Source organism: Hymenobacter seoulensis (assembly GCF_054780535.1).
Map to the genome: position 1 here is coordinate 57,240 of NZ_BAAGWD010000003.1, position 26,384 is coordinate 83,623.

19 protein-coding genes are annotated in these 26,384 nt (G+C 57.2%); 10 read left to right on the forward strand and 9 right to left on the reverse strand.

Annotated features, from left to right (window positions below; translation table 11 throughout):
* Positions 1 to 87: 87 nt before the first annotated feature.
* Entirely contained in the window at positions 88 to 1,236 is a 1,149-nt protein-coding gene (locus tag ACYVHC_RS13940; RefSeq protein ID WP_460614365.1) for a PepSY-associated TM helix domain-containing protein, read from the reverse strand.
* Positions 1,237 to 1,342: 106 nt separating this feature from the next.
* Positions 1,343 to 3,772, reverse strand: a complete 2,430-nt coding sequence (locus ACYVHC_RS13945) for a TonB-dependent receptor domain-containing protein (RefSeq protein ID WP_460614366.1) — start codon at positions 3,770 to 3,772, stop codon at positions 1,343 to 1,345.
* A 286-nt stretch (positions 3,773 to 4,058) separates the two neighbouring features.
* Between ACYVHC_RS13945 and ACYVHC_RS13950 the strand changes: the two genes are divergently transcribed.
* The 3 genes from ACYVHC_RS13950 to ACYVHC_RS13960 all read left to right on the forward strand — a co-directional run bounded on the left by ACYVHC_RS13950 (position 4,059) and on the right by ACYVHC_RS13960 (position 7,709).
* On the forward strand, positions 4,059 to 4,511 hold the full coding sequence (locus ACYVHC_RS13950) for an ankyrin repeat domain-containing protein (protein ID WP_460614367.1): 453 nt from the start codon (positions 4,059 to 4,061) through the stop codon (positions 4,509 to 4,511).
* A gap of 439 nt (positions 4,512 to 4,950) precedes the next feature.
* Positions 4,951 to 7,242: a molybdopterin oxidoreductase family protein gene (locus ACYVHC_RS13955; protein WP_460614368.1), complete on the forward strand. Its 2,292-nt coding sequence runs from the start codon at positions 4,951 to 4,953 to the stop codon at positions 7,240 to 7,242.
* An 11-nt stretch (positions 7,243 to 7,253) separates the two neighbouring features.
* Entirely contained in the window at positions 7,254 to 7,709 is a 456-nt protein-coding gene (locus ACYVHC_RS13960) for a molybdopterin oxidoreductase (protein WP_460614369.1), read from the forward strand.
* 25 nt (positions 7,710 to 7,734) lie between these two features.
* Here ACYVHC_RS13960 and ACYVHC_RS13965 read toward each other — a convergent pair whose 3' ends face one another.
* Together ACYVHC_RS13965 and ACYVHC_RS13970 are read right to left on the reverse strand one after the other, a co-directional pair.
* Positions 7,735 to 8,820: a tellurite resistance/C4-dicarboxylate transporter family protein gene (locus ACYVHC_RS13965; RefSeq protein WP_460614370.1), complete on the reverse strand. Its 1,086-nt coding sequence runs from the start codon at positions 8,818 to 8,820 to the stop codon at positions 7,735 to 7,737.
* 183 nt (positions 8,821 to 9,003) lie between these two features.
* Entirely contained in the window at positions 9,004 to 9,708 is a 705-nt protein-coding gene (locus tag ACYVHC_RS13970) for a dienelactone hydrolase family protein (RefSeq protein ID WP_460614371.1), read from the reverse strand.
* Positions 9,709 to 9,900: 192 nt separating this feature from the next.
* On the opposite strand from ACYVHC_RS13970, the gene ACYVHC_RS13975 reads away from it, so the two are divergent.
* A complete protein-coding gene (locus ACYVHC_RS13975) occupies positions 9,901 to 10,356 on the forward strand; it encodes an ankyrin repeat domain-containing protein (RefSeq protein ID WP_460614372.1) in 456 nt (151 codons plus the stop codon).
* Between the two features lie 41 nt (positions 10,357 to 10,397).
* Here the strand turns inward: ACYVHC_RS13975 and ACYVHC_RS13980 are convergent, their stop codons facing one another.
* A complete protein-coding gene (locus tag ACYVHC_RS13980) occupies positions 10,398 to 13,040 on the reverse strand; it encodes a glucosidase family protein (RefSeq protein ID WP_460614373.1) in 2,643 nt (880 codons plus the stop codon).
* A gap of 658 nt (positions 13,041 to 13,698) precedes the next feature.
* Between ACYVHC_RS13980 and ACYVHC_RS13985 the strand changes: the two genes are divergently transcribed.
* Both ACYVHC_RS13985 and ACYVHC_RS13990 read left to right on the forward strand, forming a co-directional pair.
* Complete coding sequence (locus tag ACYVHC_RS13985) at positions 13,699 to 14,238, forward strand: efflux RND transporter periplasmic adaptor subunit (RefSeq protein ID WP_460614375.1); 540 nt, start codon at positions 13,699 to 13,701, stop codon at positions 14,236 to 14,238.
* A gap of 76 nt (positions 14,239 to 14,314) precedes the next feature.
* Positions 14,315 to 16,963 (forward strand): BamA/TamA family outer membrane protein, encoded by a 2,649-nt coding sequence (locus ACYVHC_RS13990; protein ID WP_460614376.1) that lies wholly within the window; start codon positions 14,315 to 14,317, stop codon positions 16,961 to 16,963.
* A gap of 109 nt (positions 16,964 to 17,072) precedes the next feature.
* Here the strand turns inward: ACYVHC_RS13990 and ygiD are convergent, their stop codons facing one another.
* Entirely contained in the window at positions 17,073 to 17,960 is an 888-nt protein-coding gene (gene ygiD, locus ACYVHC_RS13995) for a dioxygenase family protein (RefSeq protein WP_460614377.1), read from the reverse strand.
* A 253-nt stretch (positions 17,961 to 18,213) separates the two neighbouring features.
* Here ygiD and ACYVHC_RS14000 point away from each other — a divergent pair, with 253 nt between their 5' ends.
* The 4 genes from ACYVHC_RS14000 to ACYVHC_RS14015 all read left to right on the forward strand — a co-directional run bounded on the left by ACYVHC_RS14000 (position 18,214) and on the right by ACYVHC_RS14015 (position 22,298).
* Positions 18,214 to 18,453, forward strand: a complete 240-nt coding sequence (locus ACYVHC_RS14000) for a GIY-YIG nuclease family protein (RefSeq protein WP_460614772.1) — start codon at positions 18,214 to 18,216, stop codon at positions 18,451 to 18,453.
* Between the two features lie 115 nt (positions 18,454 to 18,568).
* Positions 18,569 to 19,165 carry a GNAT family N-acetyltransferase gene (locus ACYVHC_RS14005; RefSeq protein WP_460614378.1) on the forward strand — a complete coding sequence of 199 codons (597 nt, stop codon included), beginning with the start codon at positions 18,569 to 18,571 and terminating at the stop codon, positions 19,163 to 19,165.
* Positions 19,166 to 19,232: 67 nt separating this feature from the next.
* The gene (locus tag ACYVHC_RS14010; RefSeq protein ID WP_460614379.1) at positions 19,233 to 20,432 is read left to right on the forward strand and encodes an MFS transporter; all 1,200 of its coding nucleotides are present in this window, start codon (positions 19,233 to 19,235) and stop codon (positions 20,430 to 20,432) included.
* Positions 20,433 to 20,612: 180 nt separating this feature from the next.
* Entirely contained in the window at positions 20,613 to 22,298 is a 1,686-nt protein-coding gene (locus ACYVHC_RS14015) for a tetratricopeptide repeat protein (protein WP_460614380.1), read from the forward strand.
* Between the two features lie 197 nt (positions 22,299 to 22,495).
* Here ACYVHC_RS14015 and ACYVHC_RS14020 read toward each other — a convergent pair whose 3' ends face one another.
* The 3 genes from ACYVHC_RS14020 to ACYVHC_RS14030 all read right to left on the reverse strand — a co-directional run bounded on the left by ACYVHC_RS14020 (position 22,496) and on the right by ACYVHC_RS14030 (position 26,369).
* Positions 22,496 to 24,727 carry a xanthine dehydrogenase family protein molybdopterin-binding subunit gene (locus ACYVHC_RS14020; protein WP_460614381.1) on the reverse strand — a complete coding sequence of 744 codons (2,232 nt, stop codon included), beginning with the start codon at positions 24,725 to 24,727 and terminating at the stop codon, positions 22,496 to 22,498.
* Positions 24,724 to 25,746, reverse strand: a complete 1,023-nt coding sequence (locus ACYVHC_RS14025) for an FAD binding domain-containing protein (RefSeq protein WP_460614382.1) — start codon at positions 25,744 to 25,746, stop codon at positions 24,724 to 24,726. The genes ACYVHC_RS14020 and ACYVHC_RS14025 overlap by 4 nt, the downstream gene beginning before the upstream one ends.
* A gap of 86 nt (positions 25,747 to 25,832) precedes the next feature.
* On the reverse strand, positions 25,833 to 26,369 hold the full coding sequence (locus tag ACYVHC_RS14030; RefSeq protein WP_460614383.1) for a (2Fe-2S)-binding protein: 537 nt from the start codon (positions 26,367 to 26,369) through the stop codon (positions 25,833 to 25,835).
* Positions 26,370 to 26,384 lie beyond the last annotated feature (15 nt).

Below are 26,384 nucleotides of genomic sequence, written 5' to 3' on the forward strand. Positions count from 1 at the left end.
AGCTGCATCTTTCACTACTTACTTTCAACAAAAACGCCCAGCTATTGCCGGGCGTTTTTTGTGAAAGTAAATGTGCAGTACGTGCCGTTAGGCCGTTGCGGCCACTGGCTGCACCTTCCGGGGCTTCTTGGCTTTGTTGCGCCGACCCCACCAAATAATAGTGCCGGTTACGGGGAGGCTCGCCGAAATCAGGCTGGCCAGGAACGCAATAATTTTACCACCCAGGCCCAGAATCTGGCCGGTATGCACGTCGTAGTTCATGTCGGTGAGCTTGGTGCCGGCGCTTTTGGTGGTGTGCAGACTGGCTTGCAGTTCCCGGCCCGAAACGGGGTGAAAAGCGTAGTCGTCGCGGTGGTAGTAGTGCAGCGCCTTTTGGTAGCTCCAGCAAAGAGCGGGCTCCTTACCCGTACCAACGGGACCCAGCAGAATCATTTCGGCCTGAGGCGAACGGCGGCGTACGGCCTGGTAGATCATATCGGATACTGGCTGAGCTGCCGCAGCCACGGGCTGCAAGGTGTCTACTTTGGCCGTTATCAGGTCTTGAGGGTAGGTTTTCCCGCCGTTGGCCACATACGCTATGGGGGTTAGCACCGCAGGAAAAATCATGAACAGCCCCGTCAGGGCCAGCAGCAACCCAATGCTGGCGGCATAAAAGCCCAGCACGTTGTGCAGATCGTAGTTAATGCGCCGCCACCGTGCGCCCCACTTGATGGTAAAGCGCTGCTTACGCTCCTGTTTGCGCTTGGGCCACCACAGCACCACCCCGGTAACGAGCATCAGCACAAAAATCATGACGGAGCCGCCTACTACCCACTTTGCTAGGGCTTCGGGCAGCAGCAAGGTCATGTGGATTTCCTGCACAACAGCGAAGAAGTGCGTACGCAGATCGTGCTCGTGCAGCACCTCGGCGGTGTAAGGGTTCAGGTACACCTGCGTGGGCGCCCCGGCTTTGGTGGTAAAGAAAACGGTAGCGGTGCGCTCAGCCCCGAAGTAGGTAACCCAGGTGTCCTTGCTGGCAATATCGGGGTGGGTGGCCAGGGCTGCAGCCTGCAACCGAGAAGGCAACAGCGGAGCAGTGGCCTGGGCTTGTACCTTACGCCATGGCTCAATCAGGTCGCGTATTTCATCCTGAAAGACGAAGATGGCTCCCGTGATGCTTATAATGAACACCACTAGCCCCGTGGCCAGCCCCAACCACAAGTGCACCTTCCCAACCGCTTTCCTGAATTTGCTCATCGTTACAGCAACTGCTTCTGGCTTATTCCTGCAACCGAGCCTAGGAATGAAACCGTGCCCCAGCTGCCTTTAGCCGCCCTTACTACCTAGCGCCCCGATACGCTACTTAGAACTTATAAGCTACGCTGCCCACAAAGCTGCGCAGCTTCTGCGCGTTCATGGTAGTGTAGCCAATCCAGTACCGCTCGTTGGTAAGGTTATCTACCTTACCCGAAATCCGGAACTTGGGCTGATCATAGAACACCGAGGCGTTCAAAATAGTGTAGGCCGGCAGCGTAAACTGGCTGAGGGTGGTGTTCTGAATCTTGTTGTCGCTGGCGTAGTTGCCGCCCACCCCAAAGCCGAAGCCTTTCAGGGCGCTGGCGGGCACGCGGTAGCTTAGCCACAGGTTAGCCAGATACGGCGACGAAGCCGTGGCGGGGCGGCGCCCGTTCACCGTTTCATCTGATCTGGTCAGCTCGGAATCGTTGTAGCTGAAGCCGGCTACCGCGTTAAAGCCTTCGAAGGGGTTGGCAATTAGGCTAAGCTCCACGCCTTTGCTGAGCTGCGTGCCGTTTTGGGTTTGCGCATTCGTGATGGTAGCCGTGGGCGTAGGACGCAGAATGTCCTTCACCCGAATATCATAGTAGCTGACCGTGGCGCTCACCTTGCCCTCGGCGGCATCCAGCTTCACTCCCGTTTCAAACTGGTTGGCGCGCTCCGGCGTAGCGTTGCGCACGGTGCCCTCGGTATCAATATAGGAGTTGCGGTTGGCGAAACTGTTTTGGTAGTTGGCAAACACCGATACCCGGTCTTTCAGCGGCTGGAACACTACCCCAAATTTGGGCGAGAGCGTGGTTTGGGTGTACGCGGCCACCTCGCCGCCTACCTTGCCGCCCTGGTTTTCAAACCGATCAAGACGCAACGCCGCCAGCACGCTCAGCTTATCGGTAAGGTTCAGCACATCCGACACGAAAGCGCTGTAGGTGTTAGACTTAGTGGTTACGGGGTACGTGAAGTCGGGGTCTTTGCTGTTGTACAAATTGCCCTGGTTGGTGCCGTTGAACTGCGTGTAGTCGTAGCCGGGCACATTTAGGGGCACTATATCATAGCTGCTGCCGAAGAAGTTCTGGTCGGAATCAACCCGCAGGAAATCAAGACCCAGCACCACACGGTTGCGCAGGCCCGCCACCTGGAAGTCGCCGTTGAAAAGCTGCTGGGCCTCCAGCACCGTGTTGCGGCTGTTGCCCGTCGACTGGTCGGCGCGGGCGAGGTAATTGGCGCCAGGTGCCGCGTTGGGGTTGCCGGTGGCCACGGCATCGGGTACTAGGTAGAAATACGGCCCAAACCCATCGGAGAAGCTCCGGCTGAACGTAAGGTTGGTTGATGACGTGAAGGCCGATGAGAGCCGGTAGTTTACCTGGCCAAATACGTTGGTGCTCCTTGTCTTCAGCTCCAGGCCGCTGCCCATGTAAGAGTTCTTATAGTCGAGGTTCAGCTCGTCGGCACGGGTAGCGCCCAGCTGCGTGGAGGGGAAGTAGAAAAAGATAAGCTGGCGGCCTACGTTGCGCCCCTGAAACAGCTCGGCATCGAGGTTGATGCTCAGCCGCTCCGTGGGCTTAAATGAGAGGCTAGGTGCCACGGCAAAGCTTTTGGCAAAGCCCTCGCTCTGGAAACTATCCTCGTACTGATAGGCGGAGTTCAGGCGGAAGCCCAGCGTTTTGCTTGGGTTGAGTGGCGTATTCACGTCGGCGCTCACGCGGTGAAAGCCGTAGCTGCCGGCTGCTACCCCTATTTCGCCGCCAAAGGTCTCGTAAGGCTTTTTGGTCACGCGGTTGATGAGGCCACCGTAGGAAGTAAGCGCGCTGCCAAACAGCGTAGCCGACGGCCCCTTGATAACTTCCAGCTTTTCCAGGTTTACGGCATCAATATCACTGGTCACGTTGCCGGCCAGGCCGTTGCGCAGCTGGCTTTGCACAATAAAGCCGCGGCTGTTGTAAAAGCTGCCGCCGTCGCCGGCCCGGCCCGTGGCTTCCCACATGCGCTGCACACCTACCGCATTACGCATGGCGTCATCTACGGTAAATACTAGCTGCTCCGAGAGCAGCTCCTTGCCCACCGTAGCGTACACCTGCGGGTTTTCGAGGTTGCTTAGGGGCATTTTGGCAACGTAGTCGCTGCTTTTGCGCGCGAAACGATTCACGCGGGCGCCGTTCACAATCACCTCCCGAAGCTGCTCCGCGTTTTCCGATAAGGTAAAGTCCAGCGTTACGGCCTGGCCGCCGCTTACGGTTACTAGCTTCTCCTCCGACTTCAACCCAACCGCTGTCACAACTACCGTATACTGGCCATCGCGCACGCGCTCAATACTATACTGGCCTTGGTTGTTGGTAATGGCGCCCTGGCTGCGGCCCTTCAGGCCAATGGTAACGGCCTCGGCCGGCTTGCCATCCACTGTAGTTACCGTGCCCCGAATGGCGGCCGACTGTTGAGCGTGTACTAGTATAGGAAAGGCCAGTAAGGAGGAAGTCAGGCCCAGGCGTTGCAGTGTGTTCATGTACTTTTTTCTATTTAGAACTATTCTAAAACAATACAAAGGAACACTACAGACGAGTAACAACCAAAGTTATTTAGAATGATTATACATAATCCCCTATAAATAGTTGGACTCGAAGAGTTAGCTTATAGAAGTAACAGGCTGATCTTATGTTGCTGGTACACCCAAACGTTTTCAACGAATCAGCTGAGTAGCGTTGCTGTAAATCAGAAGCAGAAATAGGGATATTCCGGCATCAAGGCCTTACATTTGAGATTATTCTCTTCTTTCAATTGGATTTCCCGGCATGAAAAAACTTCTTCTCGTTTTTACTCTATTTCTCGCCGCTACTACGCTTTCTCACGCCCAAACGGCTACACAAAAGGTGTATGCTGCCGTTGTAAAAAACAAGGCTGCTGACGTGGATGCCCTGCTCACTGCCGGCGCTGATGCCAATGCCCCCGTGGAAATGATGCCCGGCTTTCCTACCACTTTCCTTATTCTGGCGGCTGGCAATGGCCATTTAGACGTGGTGAAGGCCCTAGTAAAAAACAAAGCCCAGGTCGAGAAAGCAGATTCCTTTAACACCACTGCCCTCATGGCCGCTGCCGCCAACGGCAGCCTTGATGTGGTGGAGTTCCTGCTCGCCAACGGCGCTAACCCCAAGGCCAAAGATAAGGACGGCAAAGACGTGCTAGCCAACGCCAAGGAAGGCGGCAACGCCGATGTGATTAAACTCATTCAGGCTAAAGCCAAATAAGTTAGATATCAGCAAGTAAGTCACAAAGGGGGCGGACAACTAGTGTCCGTCCCCTTTGTGCGTTTTATACAATTTACAACTTATGCTTACTCGGGTAAACAAGGGTAGTAGAATAGACACGCCCTAGCTAACAGCTACTTTTGGTTTCAAGTACCTAGTCAGTTATATGGCTATATCAGGCACGCTAAGGCAGCAACCTGTAATGTTCCTAAAGCTGAACCATATCAGCCATTATAGCCCGTTAACGCAATATTTTAGATTAAAATTTAATTAAAATAAGCGGTAGATGCCCTGCCATTTTTTCGTTCGCGCACGTATTATCCCTTACGTTCACGAGGGCAGTAGTATGTAAAGAGCACGCATAATTAAGCCGCTAAAAGCTTTGCTACTCGCTAGCTTGCTCTTGCCAAAACCTGCTTCAATCCAAAAACCATGTCGTATGGAAGAATCCCGCAATAGCATCACTGATATCTGGGGACCGCGCACTGGCTACGAAGGCCAGTGGCCTGCGCGAGTAGATGAGCACACCGAGGAAGAGCCCGAGCGTTGGGTGCAGTCGGCGTGTGTGCTGTGCTCCAACGGTTGCGGGATGGATATTGGCGTGAAGGAAGGCCGGATTGTGGGTGTGCGGGGCCGAGCGGCCGACCGGGTAAACAAGGGTCGCCTGGGGCCCAAAGGTCTGCACGGCTGGGTAGCAAATCATAGCCCCGACCGCCTCACGAAACCCCTGATCCGGCGCGATGGGGTGCTGCAGGAAGCCAGTTGGGATGAGGCCATGAGCCTGATTGTGCAGCGCTCCAAAGACCTAATTCGGGAGCACACCAGTGGTGCATTGGGGTTTTACACCTCGGGCCAACTCTTTATTGAGGAATACTACACCCTGGGGGTGCTGGGCAAAGCGGGATTGGGCACTCCGCACATGGATGGTAACACCCGCTTGTGCACCGCTACGGCCGCTGCCGCCCTCAAAATATCTTTCGGCACCGATGGGCAGCCGGGTTCCTACACTGACCTAGACACCACCGAAGCCGTGCTGCTCGTAGGCCACAACATGGCCTCGCAGCAGACGGTGTTATGGGCACGCATTCTTGATCGGCTGGAAGGGCCCAACCCGCCTCAGCTGGTGGTTATTGACCCGCGCCTCACGTACACAGCCGAAAAGGCCACCGTGCATCTGGCGCCACGAGTAGGCACTAACATTGCCGTACTCAATGGCCTGCTTAATCTACTGATTGAAGCCGACCACCTTGACCACGAATTCATCAAGCAACACACATTGGGCTTTGCCGAGCTGCGCAAGACCGTGGAAAAGTGGACTCCTGAGCGGGTGGAAGCCCTCACGGGAGTGCCCGCCGAAAAGCTGCTAGCGGCGGCCTTAATCATAGGCACCTGCAAAACCCTAGTTTCAACGGCCTTGCAGGGCGTATATCAATCGATGCAGGCAACGGCGGCGGCGGTGCAGATCAACAATATTCACCTGATTCGGGGGCTAATTGGCTCCAAGGGCAATGCCATCCTGCAGATGAACGGGCAACCAACCTCCCAAAACACCCGGGAATGCGGGGCTGATGGCGACCTGCCGGGCTTCCGCAACTGGAGCAACCCCGAGCATATTCAGGAGCTGGCCCGCATTTGGAACGTCGACCCCGATATTATTCCGCATTGGACGCCGCCCACCCATGCTATGCAGCTCTGGCATTATTGCGAACAGGGCTCCATTAAGCTCCTCTGGATTAGCGCCACTAACCCGGCCGTATCTATGCCCGACCTGCCACGCCTGCGCAAGATTCTGGAGAAGAAGGACCTGTTCATCATCGTGCAGGACGCCTTCATGACCGAGACGGCGCAGTACGCCGATGTAGTGCTACCATCGGCTATTTGGGGCGAGAAAACGGGTACGTTCACAAATACCGACCGCACCGTTCATATTTCCTATCAAGCCATATTGCCGCCCGGTGAGGCCCGCTCCGACTTTGACATTTTCTGCGATTATGCCCACCGCATGGATTTCCGCGACAAAGATGGGCGGCCGCTCATCAGCTGGACTACGCCGGAGGAAGCCTTTGAGGCCTGGAAAGTCTGCAGTAAAGGTCGCCCCTGCGACTACTCCGGCATGAGCTACGCCAAGTTAAGCGAAGGCTCTGGCATTCAGTGGCCCTGCAATGAGCAGTACCCCGATGGCGCCGAGCACCTTTACACCGACCACGTTTTCAATACCCAGCCAGAATACTGCGAAACTTTCGGCTACGACCTGGAAACCGGCACCGAGCAGCAGGCGCAGGCCTATAAGGCGAATGATCCGCAAGGCAAAGCCTTCATTAAAGCCGCTGACTACGAGCCGCCCCACGAGCAACCCGATAAGGCCTACCCCTTGTGGTTTACCACGGGCCGCGTGGTTTATCATTTCCATACGCGCACCAAAACTGGCCGCTCCCGGGCCCTCAACAACGCCGCGCCGGAAGGCTTTGTGCAGCTCTCAGAGGAAGATGCAGCCCGCTTCGGCATTGGAGAGGGCGATTTGGTGGAGGTTGAGTCGCGGCGGGGTAAGGCCGTGGAACCAGCCCGCATTGGGGGTATTGAGCCGGGCCTGGTGTTCATGCCTTTCCATTATGGCTATTGGGATAAAGACAAGCAGCCTAGGGCGGCCAACGAGCTGACCATTACAGAGTGGGACCCCATTAGCAAGCAGCCGCACTTCAAGTACGCCGCAGTTCGGATTCGCAAAGCCTAACCCACGATATCATGAAGCTAGGAAACTACCTGGGGCTGGTCGAAAACAGCGAAAAGCAGCTGGCCGAGGCCTTTGAGAAAGTAGCCAATCATCATAAAGATGAGCCCGATATTGAGCAGATGTGCAGGAAGCTCTCGGCTTGGTCGGTACGACATAAGGGCCATATGCAGCCCTTTCTGGTGCGTTACTCCGCCGATGAAAGCCCCGAGCCTAATCAAATGGAAAAGGTGCTGTTCAGCCAGCCTCGCAATGGCAGCCTGGCCTTACTCCGCGACTTGCACGACTTATGGCTGCTAGCCAACGAAGTAGAGCTGTGCTGGGACATCATCGGCAACGCTGCCCTAGCCCTCCGCGACAAAGAACTGGAAGCCGCCTGCTCAGAGTTTCAGGCCGAAACCAAGCGGCAGGTGGCCTGGCTGCTAGCCCGCATCAAACAGGCAGCTCCGCAAGCACTAGTAGTAGCCTAGAGCCAGTTCGGTTGACTTTAACGAGTTAGAGAAAGCTCTGCTGCATTCTGCAGCAGAGCTTTTTTTGTGGCAACCTCCGCCACGCTTCCTGTTGCTTGCCAGCTGTAGTTGCATACTGATAAAGCATACCTCCAAAAGTCAGGAGCCAGGCAAGCATGGCTACGTAAAAGAAATTGGCCGGAATAACTCGCAGCTGCGGGATTTTCAGAGATTCTGAAAGGCGCAGGGTAGCAGCTGTGTACATGCCTAACGGAAATACCATGCTCCAATAGGCAGGAGTGTAGGTGAAGGCCGGGCGAGTTTTGAGGTGATTCCAGAGGCGCAGGCCCGCCACCAAAGGAATCCAAAAGGTGCTGACGGCCCAGAAAAGCAAGCTGGTTCCCTTCACAAAAGGTAGCAGGTCGGGGAGCACCTGGTGTTGCGCTAGGCTGGTGGCAAGGCTGGAGCCGGCCAGCACCGTGATGGCGCTTGCCCCCACGCTTATCCAGTAGGCTGCTCCTACCTCCTTCTCGCCCAGCGGCTTGAAGGTGAGCCTATAAAACAGTAGCGTACTAAGTACCACGTACAGCAGGCTTCCGAGCAGAAACAGGCCTAGCAGAGCAAATGTGCTTACTTCGGGAGCCACGTTCCAGCTCGGCAGCAGCTTGGCACCTAGTACCGCCAGCGCTTCGGTGGCTACCACCAGTAACAGCCAGCTGCCATTAAAGCCCTTTTCCAGAGCAGGCTTTTCTTTGCCTACACTCACACCAATCAGAAAGCTGTAGAGCAGTACCAGCCAGGCCACAGCCGCCAGAACCCACAGCGCATTGCCTAGGCCAGTGAATTGTCGCAACTGCACCACTTGGTTGCCGAGCAGGCATGTAGCTGGCACAAAGGCCAGGAAAAGCGCCCCTTTCTTGTGAGATGTCAGCTCAGTCAATACCTCCTTCCTGTTCAGCACAATCCACAGCAGCAGCAGCACGAAGCACACTGGATAGAGTACTAGGTTCAGGTAAAAGAAGCCCTTCGCAACGGCGGATAATTGCAGGCCATCGGCGGCCAATGATATAATTCCGGTAGACATCACCAGAGCGAAATAAACCGGCGAAAACTGCTGAATGTACTTTTTCATCGTGTGAGCAGGCCCGTCGTTATGGCCTAGGTCACTATACCTACCCTGGTGGGCGCAGGTTAAAGTCGAGTTTCCGATTTCAGAGGGGGTTGAAGCGGCAACAAAGCTCGCTTTTGGGCACGAAAAAGCGCCTAACGTTTCCGTCAGGCGCTTTTTCTGAAATCAATTGGGTCAACAGCTGGCTTAGCGTAGCTTATCGTTGAAGAAAGCCAGCGTTAGGGCCCAGGCTTCAGCGGCGGCTTCGGGGTGGTAGCTGGGCCGCTCGTCGCAATGGAAACCGTGGTCGGCGTAGGAAATGACGGTGTTGATGTAGGGCTTGCCGGCCGCCTCTACGGCCTCCGTTACCTGGGCAATGTGCTCCTTGCTAATGTGCGCGTCTAGGCCACCCCAGAAGAACAGGTGCGGGGCATGCAGGTCTTTGGCCCGGTCAGTGAGCGTGTGGGTGCCGCCACCGTAGTACGAAACCCCAGCCGATAGCGGCAGCACGGCATTCGTCAGGAATGACACGCGCCCGCCCAGGCAAAACCCGATGCTGCCGATTTTATCCGTCACACCCGACTGGCCTAGAAGCCAGTTGTAGCAGGCCTGCACATCGGCCGTGAGGCCTTCCGGGGTAATGGCGTTATAGTGCGGCAGGGCTCCCGCAAAATTGGAATACGGTATTTCCAGACCTGGTTCGGCGGTACGCTGGAAAATTTCAGGCGCCACCACCACGTAACCGGCCTGGGCTAGCCGGTCAGCTACGTTGCGAATGTGGCCGTTCACGCCAAAAGCTTCCTGCAGCAAGATGATGCCGGGGTGCGGCCCATCGGTGGTCGGGAAAGCGGTATAGGCGTTAAATTGGGTATTGTCGGAGGCAATAAGCGTAACAGCGTTCGGATAGCTCATGGAGAAAGGGTGTGAGGGGATGAGGAACAGGCTACCTAAAGCGGTTTCCGGTGGTATTGTTTTTAATTGCTCTTACTTCAACCGTTCTATTACAGTCCCAAAAGGAGTTTATGGCCCCATCCAGTTGTAGTTTATTATTAGAGCGAACCTACATTTATAGCTGCGTACCTCTTATTCACCTTTCGTAGTCAAATGCCTAGAATTCTACTCACTGCACTGTTTATTCTCGCCCTATCAGTTACTAGTGTTGCACAGAATAAATCGAAAGATCTTTTCGCAGCTATTCATAACAACAATGCCAAAAAGGTTGAAAGGTTATTAGACCAAGGTGCTGACCCAAGCTCCGTTATGCAACTTGGGCCAGGAGCTCAGTTTAGTGCCCTGACCATGGCGGTTAACGGCAGTACGTTAGAGATTGTAAAACTCCTGGTAGAGCACAAGGCCCAACTGGAGTGGAAGGATTGGTTTAAGTCCACAGCCCTGATGTACGCTGCAGCCAAAGGCGACCTAGCAATGGTCGAGCTTCTGCTGGCTCACGGCGCCAATATTCTTGCCTCAGATGAACAAGGCAATTCGGTGCTGACGGCCGCGCAGGAGAGTAAAAACCAGCTAGTGATCGAATTAATAAAAGACAAGCTCAAGAATTAGGGAAAATAATACGCCGATAGCAGCGCATCTATGCTACTGTGCTATTTAAGCTCAGCTACCTCCTGCATTTGCAGCAAACGCACAATCAGGCCGGTCCAGCCGGTTTGGTGGTTGGCACCCAGGCCGTGGCCGTCGTCGCCGTGGAAGTACTCGTGAAAGAGCAGGTAATCCTGGAAATGCGGGTCATGTTGCAGTAGCTCACTATCGCCGAACGCCGGGCGGCGGCCGTTCTCATCCTTCAGCAGCAGTTTGGTGAGGCGGCCTGCCAGGGCGGCCGCTACCTCCTGTAGATTTAGCAACTTGCCTGAGCCCGTCGGGTACTCAATCTGGAAACTATCGCCGTAGTAAAAGTGGTACCGCTGCAACGACTCCAGTATCAGGTAATTGATGGGAAACCAGATGGGGCCGCGCCAGTTGCTATTGCCCCCGAACATGCTGCTTTCAGCCTCGCCGGGCACGTATTGCACCACAAAGTCATCAACTTCAGTACTGAACACATAGGGGTGCTCTAGGTGGTGGCGGGACAAGGCCCGGATGCCGTAATCAGAGAGAAACTCGGTTTCATCGAGCATGCGGGTAAGCAGCCGTTTCAGGCGGGAGCGGCGCAGTAGCCCCAACAGGTGGCGGGCACTTTTGCCCGGCTCTTCCCACCGCGAAACCAACTGGGCCAGGTGGGGGCGGTTTTCAAGCAGCCAGGTGGCACGGGCCGAAAACTCGGGCATGGCATCTAGCAGCTCCTGCTCAATTACCTCCACGGCAAACAACGGAATCAATCCTACAATGGAGCGAACTTTCAGCATGGTGCGCTCCTCGTTGGGGGTGTGAAGTACGTCGTAGTAAAAGCCGTCTTCCTCGTCCCAGAGGTTGAAAAGCCCGTCGCCGCCCCGGGTCATGGCATCGGCAATGTAGAGGAAGTGCTCGAAGAACTTAGCGGCCATATCCTGATACACGGGGTTGGTACGGGCCAGCTCCAGGGCCATGCGCATCATGTTCAGGGCAAACATGGCCATCCAGCTCGTGCCATCCGACTGTTCAATGAAGCCTCCGGTAGGCAGCGGGGAGCTTCTGTCAAACACACCGATGTTGTCAAGCCCCAGAAAGCCGCCTTCAAAGATGTTTCGTTCGCTTTTGTCTTTGCGGTTTACCCACCACGTGAAGTTGAGAGCCAGCTTATGGAACACGCCCTCCAGAAAAGCCGTGTCGCCGTGGCCGTCGCGCAGCTTTTTGTCCATTTTGTATACCCGCCAGGTAGCCCAGGCGTGCACGGGCGGATTCACATCGGATAGGTTCCACTCGTAGGCCGGCAGCTGGCCGTTGGGGTGCATATACGAGTCGCGGGTGAGCAGGCGAAGCTGATTTTTGGCAAAATCTGAATCGACCATGGCCAGCGGAATGCAGTGAAAAGCCAGGTCCCAGGCCGCGTACCACGGGTACTCCCACTTATCGGGCATGGAAACAATATCGGCGTTGTGCAGGTGGCGCCACTGGCGGTTGCGGCCTTTGCGGCGTTCGGGTGGCGGCGTCTGCACCGAGGGGTCGCCTTCCAGCCACTGGGTTACATCGTAGTAATAATACTGCTTGCTCCAGAGCATACCGGCAAAGGCTTGGCGCTGCACGTTGCGCATGTCTGGGTCGGGCGGTAGGCTTTCCTGCACGCAGTCATAAAACTCGTCGGCATCGTGCTTGCGGGCTGCGAAAATGTGGTCGAAGTCCAGAAACGGCTCCTTACAGCCCGGCTGGCGCAGACGGGCGCGCACTACCCCCGACTGGCCCGGCTGCAGATTCAGGTGGTACTGAGCCGCTACTTTGGTGCCTTTTTGGTCGGTGTTAATAGCGTCCTGGTCGCCGTTGACTACGTAGTCGTTGATGCCATCTTTAAAGTGCAACCCCTTGGCCGGCAGGTTGTAGAGGCGGGCGCCGTTGGTTTCGTTTTCGCAGAACAGCAGCGTGGGAGTTTCATCACAATAGAGCTGATACTCACCCAACAGCGGGTGCTCGGCCACTACACTACTAGGCCCCGTAGCGCGCAAAACCGGCTTGGCCTCGGCATGTCCCCACGACCAGGTATTGCGAAACCAGAGCTGAGGCAGCACCTGCACCGAGGCTTTTTTGGGGCCTCGGTTATGCACCGTAATCTTTATCAGGATGTCGTCGGGGCCGGCTTTGGCGTATTCTATGAACACATCGAAATACCGGTTTTTGCTGAAAATGTCGGTTTCCAGCAGTTCGTATTCCGGCTCCTGACGGGTGCGGCGGGCATTCTCCTTTACCAGCTTGCGGTACGGAAAGGCCCGCTGCGGATACTTATACAGCATACGCATGTACGAGTGCGTGGGCGTACTATCAAGGTAATAGTACAGCTCTTTTACGTCCTCGCCGTGGTTGCCCTGGCCGTTGGTGAGGCCAAACAGGCGCTCTTTCAGTATTTCGTCTTTGCCATTCCAGAGGGCCACTCCGAAGCACAGCAGCTGCTGGTCGTCGGAGATGCCGCCCAGGCCTTCTTCGCCCCAGCGGTACGCTTTGCTGCGCGCCATATCGTGGGTAATGTAGTCCCAGGCGTTGCCATCGGCGCTATAATCTTCACGTACTGTTCCCCACTGGCGCTCGGTTAAATAGGGTCCGAATTTCTTCCAATCGGCTTTTTTGGTGGTGGTATCGGCTAAGCGTAGTTGTTCCTGCGTCATAGAGTAGGTGGCTCGTGGCTGAAGATACGGGCGACTGGCGGGTGCCAGCCATCCGGTAGTAAGCCAGTCTGGGCGCAACTTCGGGCTAGGGCTGCGTTCTGCTACTAGGTGCCCCAGGCGTGCGAAGTGCAGTCTGCCGTACTCTGTTTTCAGCAAAACAGTTGCTACCGTGCAGGTACGTGGGACGGAATATTTCGCTAGGCCTGCCCCGAGGCGGAACCCGCCGTGTGCTGAGTTCCGGGCCGTGCGGCACCTAGTAAACTGGGGTAACGCGGCCGAAGCAAGCCCTTAACACCTTGCTGTAAGACCAGGCTGCCCTGCCTTTAGCGCTTTATACCTATCAGATTGATAGCCAGACATGGCTTTCGCCTCTGTTTGACAATATAATGGATTATATATATCTTTCACATACACCTTAAAGCCTCCTTATTTCTGGCTTGCCCGCCTGTCCGGGCCTTCTGTTGGGTGCCCGCAATCCTGATGCGGTCACAGAGAGTTACTATCGAGCTCACCCCATGACGATGCTATGGGCCAGCACATACCCCTCGCAGTTGCGGCTGCACTCTGGCTGTATTGGCAGCCGTTACCGGCAAAAACAGAGCGCAAACTAGATGCTCGGCTGCCTTCAAAAGCTGGGGCTACCTTACCCAAAGCCGCCGTGCCTAGTTTCACGGTGCGCGGAACGGTAGAGGCCGGCCGAGTGGTGCCTCTGATTACACCGGCCCACGGCTGGGTGCGGCAGGTGTACTTCGAGGAGGGCGAATACGTCCGGAAAAGGCAAATTCTGCTGAAGTTTCTGGAGAGCAGCTCTTCGTCCAACCAAGTAAATCGGGCGTATTTCCTGGCGCCTTATGCGGGCTTTGTTGTACAGAAGAAGGTAGTGGTGGGGGGCCATTTGAAAGCCGGCACTTGCCTGGCCACACTGCACGATGTTTCGCACGTGAAGGTGGTGCTGGCGGTTTCGCCTGAGGTGGCCAGGCAGCTGAAAGTCTGCGACCCAGTGGCGGTGCGCATTGCAGAATACCCCGCCCGGCAGTTCAGCGGAATAATTGAGCAGATTCAGCCCCAGCCCGCGGCCCACACTACCCAGCGCCTCACAGTGCTGATACGCAACCATACTACCCCTCTGATTCGGCCCCAGATGCACGCCAGCGTGCAGTTGCCGGCTTTGCTTGCAGGTGCTCTCAGCCAGCGGTAAGCTCTGTTTACTAGGTCCGGCGCCGCCCCGAAGTGGCCTCGGCAACCCGTTATGCTCCCCTTACCCCCTATTAACTATGCGACAATTTCTACTGGTAGCAACCTATGCCCTAGCGGGCTGCCTGGCAGCACAGGCACAGTCTTCCTCGCCCTCGGCTATTTCCAACGAAACCACCACTACCTCCAGCGCCCTGCCCTTTACTGAGCACAGCAGCATAGTTGTGAAAGCCAGCCAACAATACGCGGCCGGCCCCGTCAAGACGTGGCTGTTGGGGCGCAACTACCGCCAGGAGTGGCAGCAGCCGGTGCAGGTCCCGGTCCTGAACCTGAGCACGGCGCAAGGTGGTTTGCGGCCCTTCAAGCAAGGCGGCGGTAAGCAAACCAAGTCGCTGAGGCTGCGGGCAGCGAACGGCCGCGAGTATGTGCTGCGCTCCATTGAAAAGAATACGGAGCAAGTCCTAAGCGCCGAGCTGCGCAATACCCTGGCGGCCAAAGTTGTGCAGGATCAGGTATCGGCCGCACACCCGTATGCGGCCCTCACGATTCCGATTTTGGCGGAGGCGGCCGGCGTGGGTCACACCAACCCTGAGCTGGTGTACGTGCCCGAGGATGAACGGCTGGGGGAGTTTGAAGCCGAGTTCGGCAATACGCTGGCCATTCTGGAGGAACGCGACCCGCAAGTACCTGCGTCTTTCTCCGGCAAACCGCTGGAGAAAAACTACCCTACCGACCACGTGCTACGGCTGCTGCGCACCGACTCCAGAAACCAGGTTGACCAACGCGAACTGGTGCGGGCCCGGCTCTTTGATGTGTTGGTAGCCGACTTTGACCGGCACGAAGACCAATGGCGCTGGATGGCATACGCCCAACCAACGGGCGGGCTGCTGCTGCGCGCCGTGCCCCGCGACCGGGACCAGGCATTCTTTGTCAACCAGGGTGTGCTGCCGAACCTGGCCAGCCGGAACTGGGCCGTGCCGGCGGTGCAGGGCTTTGATGGCCACCTGCGCAACGTGAACACCTTCATGTTCAGCGCCCGCTATTTCGACCGCTCCTTCCTGACGGAAACCACCCGCGAAGACTGGCTCAGCATAGCACAAGACCTAAAATCGCGTCTTTCTGATGCCGTACTGGAAAAGGCCATTCGCCAACTGCCCGATTCGGTTTACCAGCTTTCGGGGCCTAGTATCATCAGCAAGCTCAAGACCAACCGCGATGCGCTACCTGCTTACGCTGCGCAGTATTACCGCTTTTTGGCTCGGCACGTGGATGTTACGGGCAGCGACCAAGACGAGTACTTCCAAGTAGAGCGGCTCGACGACCAGCACACCCGCGTTCGGATGTACCAAGGAAACCCTAGCCCCCAGGAATCCACTACCCACCAACCGCTGTATGACCGCACCTTCCTGACCGAGGAAACTCAGGAAATCAGGCTGTACGGGCTGGGCGGCCAAGACCGGATGGAAGTAACCGGGGAGGCCCGCGCCGGCATTACGGTACGCCTAATTGGGGGCGACGGTCACGACACGCTAATTGACCACTCCCGCTTGGCGGGACCGCGCCGGCATACCATTATCTACGATACCCCGATTGGCAACCAGCTGGAACTGGGTCCGGAAAGCCGGAACCGAACCTCTCCTGATTCTCTGGTGAATGAGCACAACCGACAGGCGTTTCGCTACCCCTACGTTGGCCCGGTGCTACCACTAGCCTTCAACCCCGACGACGGTGTGTTTGTGGGGGTGGGCGTAGAAATGCGGCAACCAGGATTCCGGAGGTTGCCGTGGGCCTCGGTGCATCGGTTGCAGGCCAGCGTGGCCCTAGGCACCGCCGCGTACAGCTTCCGCTATGCCGGCGAGCTGAACCACGTAGTGGGTAACCTCGATTTGCTGGTGCGGGCCGACTTGCAGGCGCCCAACTATGTGCGCAACTTCTTTGGCTTCGGCAACGAATCGGACTATGATAAGGACATTGGTATCAGCTACTACCGCGTACGCTACAACAACCTGGTGCTGCAGGCCCTGGCCCGGCGCCGGGTAGGCGAGCACCATCAGTTTTTTGCGGGACCCACCTACCAGCGCGTACGCATTAGGCATTCGCCCGGGCGGTTTATCGAGCAGCCCACCGATGAAACAGGCATGGGTGCCACCCAATTTGCCGCCCGCCACTATGCCGGTGTGCAGCTCGGACACGTGTTTGATACGCGCAACAACGACTGGCGCCCCACCAAAGGCCTGTTCTGGCACACGGAGTACACCGGTCTGCGGGGCACCCGCGGCCCGGCCCGGCCGCTTTCCCAACTTACCTCCGAAGCGTCTGGCTTCTGGACCCCCGCCGGTCTACCGGCCTTGACTTTGGCGGCCCGCGTTGGGGGTAGCCTGAATTTCAGCCGCTTCGAGTTTTTTCAGGGCGCTACCCTGGGCGGACTCTCCAACCTGCGCGGCTACCGCCGGACGCGCTTTGTGGGCGAAAACAGCCTCTATAACAACCTAGATTTCAGGCTTTACCTCGGCACACTGAATACCATGCTAGTATCTACCAAAGTAGGCTTGGTTGGTTTTCATGACCTAGGCCGGGTGTGGCTTGATGGCGAGACCTCCTCTACCTGGCACACGGGCTACGGGGGCGGCCTGTGGTTGGAGCCGTTTCGGCGGGTAGTACTCATGGCCAGCTACAATATGTCGCGCGAGGACCGGCTGCCGGTGGTGCGGCTGGGCTTCCTATTCTGAACCAACCACTTGCACCTCAGCAGCACCCTAGCAAACCAGTACAATAAAGCGCCCGCAACCGCCTCGGTTTTCTTGCCTGAGAAAACCGAGGCGGTTGCTTGCATCAGTGTTAGCCCACCACAAAGGTCCGCATGCTCATGCCCCCGAAACTGACCTCTTCAAAGGCGTGACGGATGTCATCGTCGGGCTCGGCCAGGGCCAGGCTGTAGAGCATCGGGATGTAGTGGTCGGGGGTGGGGACTGAGAGCGGGCCGCTGGCGCCGGCTTGCTGGTAATGGGCCAGGGCGTGCAGGTCGCGCTGGTCTATTTTGGCTTTCGCCCACTCATCAAACTCCACGGCCCAGGCGTGGGGGCGCGGGTCATTGTTCATAAAACTGGGCATGCTCTGGCGCAGGTTGTGCACAATGTTGCCGCTGCCCAAAATCAGCACACCACGGCGGCGCAAAAACTGCAGCTGCCGGGCCAGCTCGGCGTGGTAGGTAATAGGCTTGTAGTAGTCAATGCTGAGCTGGAACACTGGAATATCGGCCTCAGGGAAGATGTGGTGCAGCACCGTCCAGGTGCCGTGGTCGAGGCCCCATTCGTCGCTGGGGTGCGCATCGGGCAGGGCTGCCAGCACTTCCTGGGCTACCTCAGGGGCGCCGGGCGCAGGGTACTGCATCTCAAACAGCTCCTGCGGAAAGCCGCCGAAATCGTGAATGGTTTCGGGCCGCTCATTCACGGCCACAAAGGTGCCCCGCGTAAGCCAATGCGCTGACACCACCAGCACCGCCCGCGGCGGCTGTAGGTTCCGGATATCACGGCCCAGCTGATGCAGGGTTTGGGTAAAGGGGTTATCGGCCAGCGCATTCATCGGGGAACCGTGGCCCACGAAAAGTACGGGCATTTTGGCCGTTTTCTGGAAGGAATTAGCCGTAGTATGGAGGTCTTGCAGAGAGTTCATAGCAGGAGCAAGTGGGAGCACAGCCAGGGCTTTCAGAAAATCTTTGCGGTGCATGCGTTGTGTAGTTTCTACCTAACAAAATTACCGTGCCCTAGGTGGCGAGACCTTGATGTAGGATAAGAAATAAGGCGTGGTTAAAGCGTGTGGCTATATTGTTCCTATCTGGCAGCATTCAGAAAAAACAATTGAACGTCATGTCGAGCTTGTCGAGACATCTCGCGTGCTGATATTGTAGCGGTAATTTTCTTTAATGAGCTATTTCGTATATATCCTGAGCAATCCAGCGCGTACAGTACTGTATATCGGGATGAGCAATGATCTGGAACGGCGACTCTATGAGCACAGCCGAGGCCTGGGAGATGCGAGTAAGTTTGCCGGCCGCTACCAATGCAACTTGCTTGTGTATTTCGAAACCTGCCCGGATGCCCTGCAGGCCATTGCTCGTGAGAAGCAACTCAAGAAATGGAGTCGAGCCAAGAAGGAATTGTTGATCAGAAGCTTGAATCCAAACTGGGAGCCAATCGACTTGCACACGTGGAATGGATGAAAATACCGCTGCAACATCAGCACGCAAGATGTCTCGACAAGCTCGACATGACGTTCATATTACGATTACGTTCTTGCTGATTTGAACACTTTCCACCTCAACTCACTACCCCCACATGGAGCTTAAATTGGCCGACCTTGCTGACATTGATGACGTCCTGACCCTTCATCGGAAATATCAGATTGATACGATTCGGGAGGAGGACAAGAAGGACGGCTTTGTTACCACTGCCTTTACTCGCGAGCAGCTCACCAAGCTGATTGAGGAAGAGCAGGGGCTGTTTATTGCCCGGCAAGGTGCAGCGGTGGTGGCGTATGTGATGTCGGCCTCGTGGAAGTTCTGGTCGGTGTGGCCCATCTTCTCCCAGATGATTGCCGACCTGCCGAAGCTGGAGTATGCGGGCCGCACCCTTAGCGTTGAAAACTCCTACCAATACGGGCCGGTGTGCGTGGATAAGGCGTACCGGGGCAGCGGTTTGCTGGAGGCTATTTTTGAGTTTGCGCGGGAGAAAATGGCCGTGCGCTATCCGGTGCTGGTCACGTTCATTAACCGCATCAATACGCGCTCCTACGCGGCGCACACTCAAAAGCTGGGGCTGGAGGTCATAGCCGAGTTCGAGTTCGAGTTCGAGTTCAACAACAACCACTACCTCGAGCTCGCCTATGATACCTCGAAAAAGCTGAGCTTGGCTTCGGAAAGTGGTCAGGAATAGCGGCAATACTGGAGGAGTTTAGGCAATTTGCCACTCCGTACTACCCTTCCTGCCCCACCCAACCCCTATGCGCCGAATACTTCCTACCATTGTGCTGGCGCAGTTTTTCTGTACCTCACTTTGGTTTGCCGGCAACGCCATTGCCCCCGATGTAGCCGCTGAGTTTGGCCTTGCGCCCGGCTTTGTGGCCACGCTCACCAGCGCGGTGCAGTTGGGCTTTATTACTGGCACGCTCACGTTTGCGCTGCTGGCCATTGCCGATCGGTTCTCGCCTTCGCGGGTGTTTTTCTTTAGTGCGCTGCTGGCGGCCTTGTGCAACCTGGGCATTAACCTCGGCGGCATTGGTACGGAGGAGCTGCTGGCCTTCCGCTTCCTGACGGGCTTTTTCCTGGCGGGCATTTACCCTGTGGGCATGAAAATCGCCTCCGACTACTACCAGGCTGGCTTGGGAAAGTCGTTGGGCTTTCTGGTGGGGGCCTTGGTGCTGGGCACTGCATTTCCGCACCTGCTGAAAAGCGCTACGGCCCAGCTGCCTTGGCACTACGTTATGTTGGCTACCTCGGGGTTGGCGGTGCTGGGAGGCCTAGCGCTGGTACTACTGGTGCCCGATGGCCCCCACCGCCGGGCCGGGCAGCAACTGCAGCTCACCGCATTTCTGGCAGGATTTCGGCGGCCGCAGTTTCGGGCGGCGGCGTTCGGCTACTTCGGACACATGTGGGAGCTCTACACCTTCTGGGCCTTTGTGCCGGTGCTCCTGGCGGCTTATAACGCGGCGCACCCTAGCGTAGCATTCAATGTACCCTTACTCTCCTTCCTCATCATTGGGGTGGGCGGCCTGGCATGCGTGGGGAGCGGGTTGCTGTCGCAGAGGCTGGGGCCACGCCCGGTGGCTACGGCGGCGCTGGCTTTGTCGGGCCTTTGCTGCGTGGTCTCGCCATTGTTTCTGAAGAGTGCTTCTCCGGCCCTGTTGCTGGGGTTTCTGTTCATTTGGGGCCTAGTGGTAGTGGCCGATTCGCCGCTGTTCTCAACGCTGGTGGCCCAGAACGCTCCGGAAGCTTCGCGCGGCACCTCCCTTACCATCGTCAATTGCCTGGGCTTTGCCCTCACCATTGTCTCCATTCAGTTCACCAGCTGGCTTGCTCACTTGGTTGCGCCGCAGTATCTGTACATGACGCTGGCTATGGGGCCGGCGTTGGGGCTGCTGGGGTTACTAGGTAGCAAAAACCGACAACCCGTTCCTACCGCTTTACCCCACGCTCAGACCTAGCCAGTAATAAGTCCTTGTTCCTAAAGCAGGTGGCACCTCAAGCTCGGCACGTTGGTTAGGTCTGATTTCGGTATATTCAGCCTACTGAATGAAGCCTGTCCTCCGGTGCGAAAGCCACTTCAGCAGCCGGAAAACACAGGCAGTAGCAGAAGCACTACAGCACCTTTTCACGCGTCAGGTATGAGAAAGACGCTTTTCACCGGTCATTGGCTATTGGCTGTTCTGCTTTGCGCGGTGGTTTCGTGTCGGGAGAAATCCGCCGTGCCTTCCGCTGAAGCCATTCGGGAAATGAAGCTCAATCGAGGTTCGCTGGTGGTTTGCGGCATTCCCAACCCGAAATACGGCTTTTCCGGGTTCACGACTTCCTGCGACGCTTCGGGTGCCGCCGACTTCAACCTGGCCGTTTCGCTGCTGCATTCCTTTGAATACGATGAAGCCGAGAAGGCCTTTGCCACGATTATCGACCGGGAGCCCGGCTGCGCTATGGCCTATTGGGGCGTGGCCATGGCCAACTACCACCCGCTGTGGGCGCCCCCTACCCCCACTGAGCTAGCCAAAGGCACCAAAGCCATAACCCTGGCCCAGCGCATTCCGCAAAAAACGCCCCGCGAAACCGCCTACATCCAGGCGCTAGCCCAGTTTTACCAGGATGGCACCACCACGCCACACGCGGTGCGCTGCGCCCGGTTTGAGCAGGCTATGGCCAAGCTGCACGCCACTTACCCCACCGATAAGGAGGCCACCATTTTCTATGCCCTGGCCCTCAACGGCGCCGCCGACCCCGCCGATAAAACCTTCCGCCGGCAGCGCCAGGCCGGCGCCATGCTCACTGAGTTGTCGCGGGGTGCGCCCAACCATCCGGGCATTATTCACTACATCATTCATAGTTACGACTACCCCGAGCTGGCCGCCAACGCCTTGCCGGCGGCCCGAAAGTACGCGGCCATTGCCCCATCCTCGGCCCACGCCCAGCACATGCCCTCCCACATTTTCGTGCGCTTAGGGCTCTGGGACGACTGCGTGGCCTCGAACCTTGATGCGGCAGCCTCAGCGAAGTGCTACGCGGAGAATACCGGTGTTAAGGGCCATTGGGACGAAGAACTCCACGCCCTGGACTACCTCACGTATGCCTACCTTCAGAAAGCCGATAACAGGCAGGCCAAAGCGCAGTGGGACTACCTAAAGACCATGCAGGAGATACACCCAGCCAACTTTAAGGTGGCCTATGCCCTAGCAGCCATTCCGGCCCGCTACGTACTGGAAAACAAGCTATGGCCGGAAGCCGCCCACCTCAAAATTCCAACGGCCAACGTGGCCTGGGAGGAGTTTCCGTGGCAGAAGTCGATGGTGCACTTTGCTCGTGCGCTCGGCTACGCCCACCTCGGCCAGCCTGACTCGGCACGGCAGCAAATACAACAACTGCAAGCCCACCACAACACTTTACTAGGGCAACAGGATCCGTATAAGGCTACCCAGGTGGCTATCCAGCTAAAAACCGCGCAAGCTTGGCTTCTGGCCGCCGAAGGTAAAAACCAGGAGGCTCTGCAGCTCATGCGCCAAGCCGCTGATACCGAGGACCGCACCCAAAAGCACGCCGTTACGCCTGGCGAGGTGCTGCCCGCCCGCGAGTTACTAGGCGACCTGCTCCTACACCTTAAGCAACCCAAGCAAGCCCTACTAGCCTACGAAGCCGACCTAACCCAGCACCCTAACCGCTTCAACGGCCTGCGCGGTGCCGCCACGGCCGCCACCCAGTCCGGCGACACCGCCAAAGCCCGGCGTTACTACCAGCTGCTACTTGCTAGTACTGCACCTCAGGCCACTCGCCCAGAGCTGGCAATTGCGCGGCAGTTTCTGGCTAGGTAAGTGTTTCCGGTTCATTAAAATATGACTTACCTGCTGCTAGTAAGACCAAGGATGGTCCTATCAAGAAAAGGATTCAGCAGGCAATTGAGAGAAGTAGAAGCAAGCTTGAATCTTAATTGCAAGAAGTCCTGACCCCTCATAAAAAAAGCCCCGACACCTTACGGTACCGGGGCTTTTTTATATAGCTGCAATTCGAATTACAGCAGCTTGTCCAGGTAAATAGGCAGATCGCGGACGCGCTTGCCGGTAGCATGGTAGACGGCATTAGTAATGGCAGCGGCTACGCCTAGCAGGCCAACCTCGCCTATTCCTTTCACGCCCAGCGGATTCACGATGTCGTCTTCCTCTTCCACAAACAACACTTCAATGTCGTGCACGTCGGCGTTGACGGGGATGTGGTATTCGGCGTAATTATGGTTCATGTACCGCCCGAACTTGTGGTCCATCACGGTTTCCTCCATCATGGCCATCCCGATGCCCCACACAATGGAGCCTAGTACCTGGCTGCGGGCGGTTTTGGTGTTGATGATATGGCCAGCGGCCACTGCATTCAGTACACGCGTTACGTGCACGGTTCCCAGTTCCTCGTCTACCTCTACCTCCACAAACACGGCGTTGTGCGAGTGCATAGAGTAAGGCTGCTGCTTCACCATATTGGGCTGGGCCGAGCTATCTGCTTCCAGCTTATCCTCGCCGCTGGCCTGCAGAATGTCGCGGAGTACTACCCCCTCGTTGTGGTCAAGTCGCAGCCGAATCTGGCCGTTCACGAACTCTACCTCGTCGAAGCTGGCGCCTTTCAGCGGTGAGCCTTCCATTTTCTGGGCCAGCTTCAGGAGCTTTTCACCTAGCGCGTCGCAAGCATTTTTTACGGCCGTACCCACCGAGGCGGCAGTCCAGGAGCCACCTTGCACGGGGGCTTCGGGCATGTCGGTGTCGCCGAGCTTAAAGCTGACGGCTTCCAGGGGCAGTCCTAGCGTTTGGGCCGCAATCTGGGTCATGATGGTGTAGGTACCCGTACCAATGTCGGCGGTAGCGCTGGTTACCTTCAGCTTTCCGTCGGCGGTAAGCATAGCCTTGGCAGCGGCTTTCTGTTGGGTAGCATCCCATACGCCGCCCGCCATACCGTAGCCTACCAAGCGGTTACCGTTGCGCATTGAGCGCGGCTCAGGTGTGCGCTTATCCCAGCCAAACTTAGCAGCACCCTGGTGGTAGCACTCCCGCAGCTTCTTGCTGGAAAAAGGCTTGTCCAGGTTCTGGTCCTTTTCGGCGTAGTTGCGCAGGCGGAACTCCACGGGGTCGAGGCTGGCGGCGTAGGCCATTTCGTCCATGGCTACTTCCAAAGCAAACGAGCCGGTAGCGGCACCCGGCGCGCGCATGTCCTGGGGCGTGAACACATCAAGCTTCGTGATTTGATAGCCCAATTTCACGTTTTCGCACTGATAAAGCATGCCGCTCCAGTTCACTACGTTTTCGGTGTAGTCCTCAAACTGTGATGTTTCGTGGAGGGCGTGGTGCTGCAGGGCGGCCAGGGTTCCGTCGGGGTTGGTGCCTAGCTTCATGTACTGCAGCGTGTGAGGCCGGTGGCCGAAGCTGAACATCTGCTGGCGCGTGAGCGTGACACGCACCGAGCGTTTCAGCTCCAGAGACGCCAACACTGCCAGAAACACCGAGTACTGCGGCCGCAGGCCTGAGCCAAAACCGCCACCCATGTAGTGGTTGATTACCCGGGCGTTGTCTTTGCTGAGCCCAAAGATTTTGGTAATGTACTGCTGCACATTCACAACCCCCTGGGTCTTATCATAGACCGTGATTTTCTTGTCGGCGTGCCACTCCACGGTAGCCCCGAACATTTCCATGGGGTTGTGGTGCTGGGTGCCGTGCACATACTCCTGCTCAATGCGGTGCTCGGCTGCTTCCCAGGCTTGGTCGGGGTTGCCGCGGGGCGGTGGTGGCGGCATCCAGCCGGTTTTGCCCCGGCCCGGCTCAAACCCTTCATCGCGCTTGTTCTCGATATCGGTATCGTGCTCCGCCTGGTCGTAATCAATGCGCAGCACCGAGGAGGCGTAACGGGCTACCTCCAGTGTTTCGGCTACTACCAGGGCAATAGGCTGCTGGCTGAACTTGATTTCGTTGTCGTGCAGAGGACGGAAGGGCGAGCCGCCGGGAGCCACGTCATCTTTGTAGTTTCTGTCAAACCACGCCAGACTAGGCACATTCTCATGCGAAAATACCTCCAGTACGCCCGGAATGGCCAGCACTTCGTCGGCGTGTACTTTCGTGATTTTGCCTTTGGCAATAGGGCTGCTCACCACCCAGCCGTAGGCCAGGTTGGGCACATGGAACTCCGCCGCGTACTTGGCGGCGCCCGTCACCTTGGCCGGGCCGTCGACGCGGCTGGTGGGCTTGCCGATGTAGGTGGTATTGCTCATGGATTCGAGTTTAAAAAGACATCGGATGCGTGCTGGTTGCCTTCGGCGGCTTGCTTTAGGGCGCGCACAATGGCGCGGCGGGCCAGCTCAATTTTGAAATTGTTGGAGCCCTGCCCTACTGCGCCCTCTACCACTTTGGCGGCGGCGCGGGCAAAGGTTTCGGGGGTAGCGGGCTGGCCTTTCAGCAGGTTTTCGGCGTCCTGGTCGCGCCAGGGTTTATGAGCCACGCCACCAAGGGCCAAGCGGGCATCTACAATGGTATTACCGTCCAGCTCCAGGGTCGCCGCCACCGAAATCACGGCGAAAGCGTAGGAGGTCCGGTCGCGGAGCTTGAGGTAGGTAAAGTTCTTCTCGAAGCCATTGGCGGGCAGATCGAGGCCGGTAATTAGCTCACCGGGCTCCAGGTTGTTGTCGCGCTCCGGGGTGTTGCCAGGCAGGCGGTGGAAATCCTCAAAGGGAATGGTCCGGTCGCCGTTGGGGCCGCTTACGCGCACCGTAGGCGCCAGGGCGGCTAGGCCTACGCACATATCCGAAGGGTGGGTAGCAATACACTGCTCACTAGCCCCCAGAATGGCATGAATTCGGTTGAATCCCCCAATGGCCGAGCAGCCCGAGCCTGGTTCGCGCTTGTTGCAGGGGGTAGCCGTATCGTAGAAATAGTAGCAGCGGGTGCGCTGCATCAGGTTACCGCCGTTGGTGGCCATGTTGCGCAGCTGCGGCGAGGCCCCGGCCAGAATGGCTTGGTTCAGCAGCGGGTAGCGGCGCTTTACTTCTTCGTTCCAGGCCGTATCGGCGTTGGTAGCCAGGGCCCCAAGGCGCAAACCACCTTCGGGGGTTTCCTCAATGCTGGTAAGGGGTAGCTTGCTGATGCCAACGAGGTGCGTGGGCCGGGCCACGTTTTCCTTCATCAGGTCCAGCAGATTGGTGCCACCCCCAATGTAGGCGGCGCCCGGGTGGCTGGTATTGTCCCGCACGGCGTCCTCAACGGCTCGGGCGTGGGTATAAGTAAATGGGTTCATGGAGTCAAGGGTGAAGTGGTGATAGGTAAAGTGCTGGGGTAATGGTTTGTGGAGTCGCTATTCAAACGAATTCACACCTTCACCTCTCACACCTTCGCCTTTGACGATGCATCTACTACCTCCTTCACGGCATTCAAGATACCCACGTAGGCCCCGCAGCGGCACAAGTTGCCGCTCATGTGCTCCCGTATTTCGTCTTCGGTATGCGCTTTTCCTTCGTTGATAAGCCCTTGCGCCGAGCAGATCTGGCCCGGCGTGCAGTAGCCGCACTGGAACGCGTCGTGGTCGATGAAGGCCTGCTGCAACGGGTGCAGGTTTTCTTCCGAGCCGAGGCCTTCAATAGTGGTAATGTCTGACTCTTCGTGCATCACGGCCAGGGTTAGGCAGCTGTTGATGCGCTTGCCATCTACCAGCACAGTGCAGGCGCCGCACTGGCCATGGTCGCAGCCTTTTTTGGTGCCCGTTAGGTGCACATATTCACGTAAAGCATCGAGCAGCGTGGTCCAGGGAGCAAGCCGGAGGGTGTGCTGGGTACCATTAATAGTGAGGCGAACCACACCGGATGGCGGTGGTGCGGCCGCCACCCCGGCCCCGGTGGGCGAAGTAGTTGGTTGCTGAATCATAGAGCAAAGAATAGT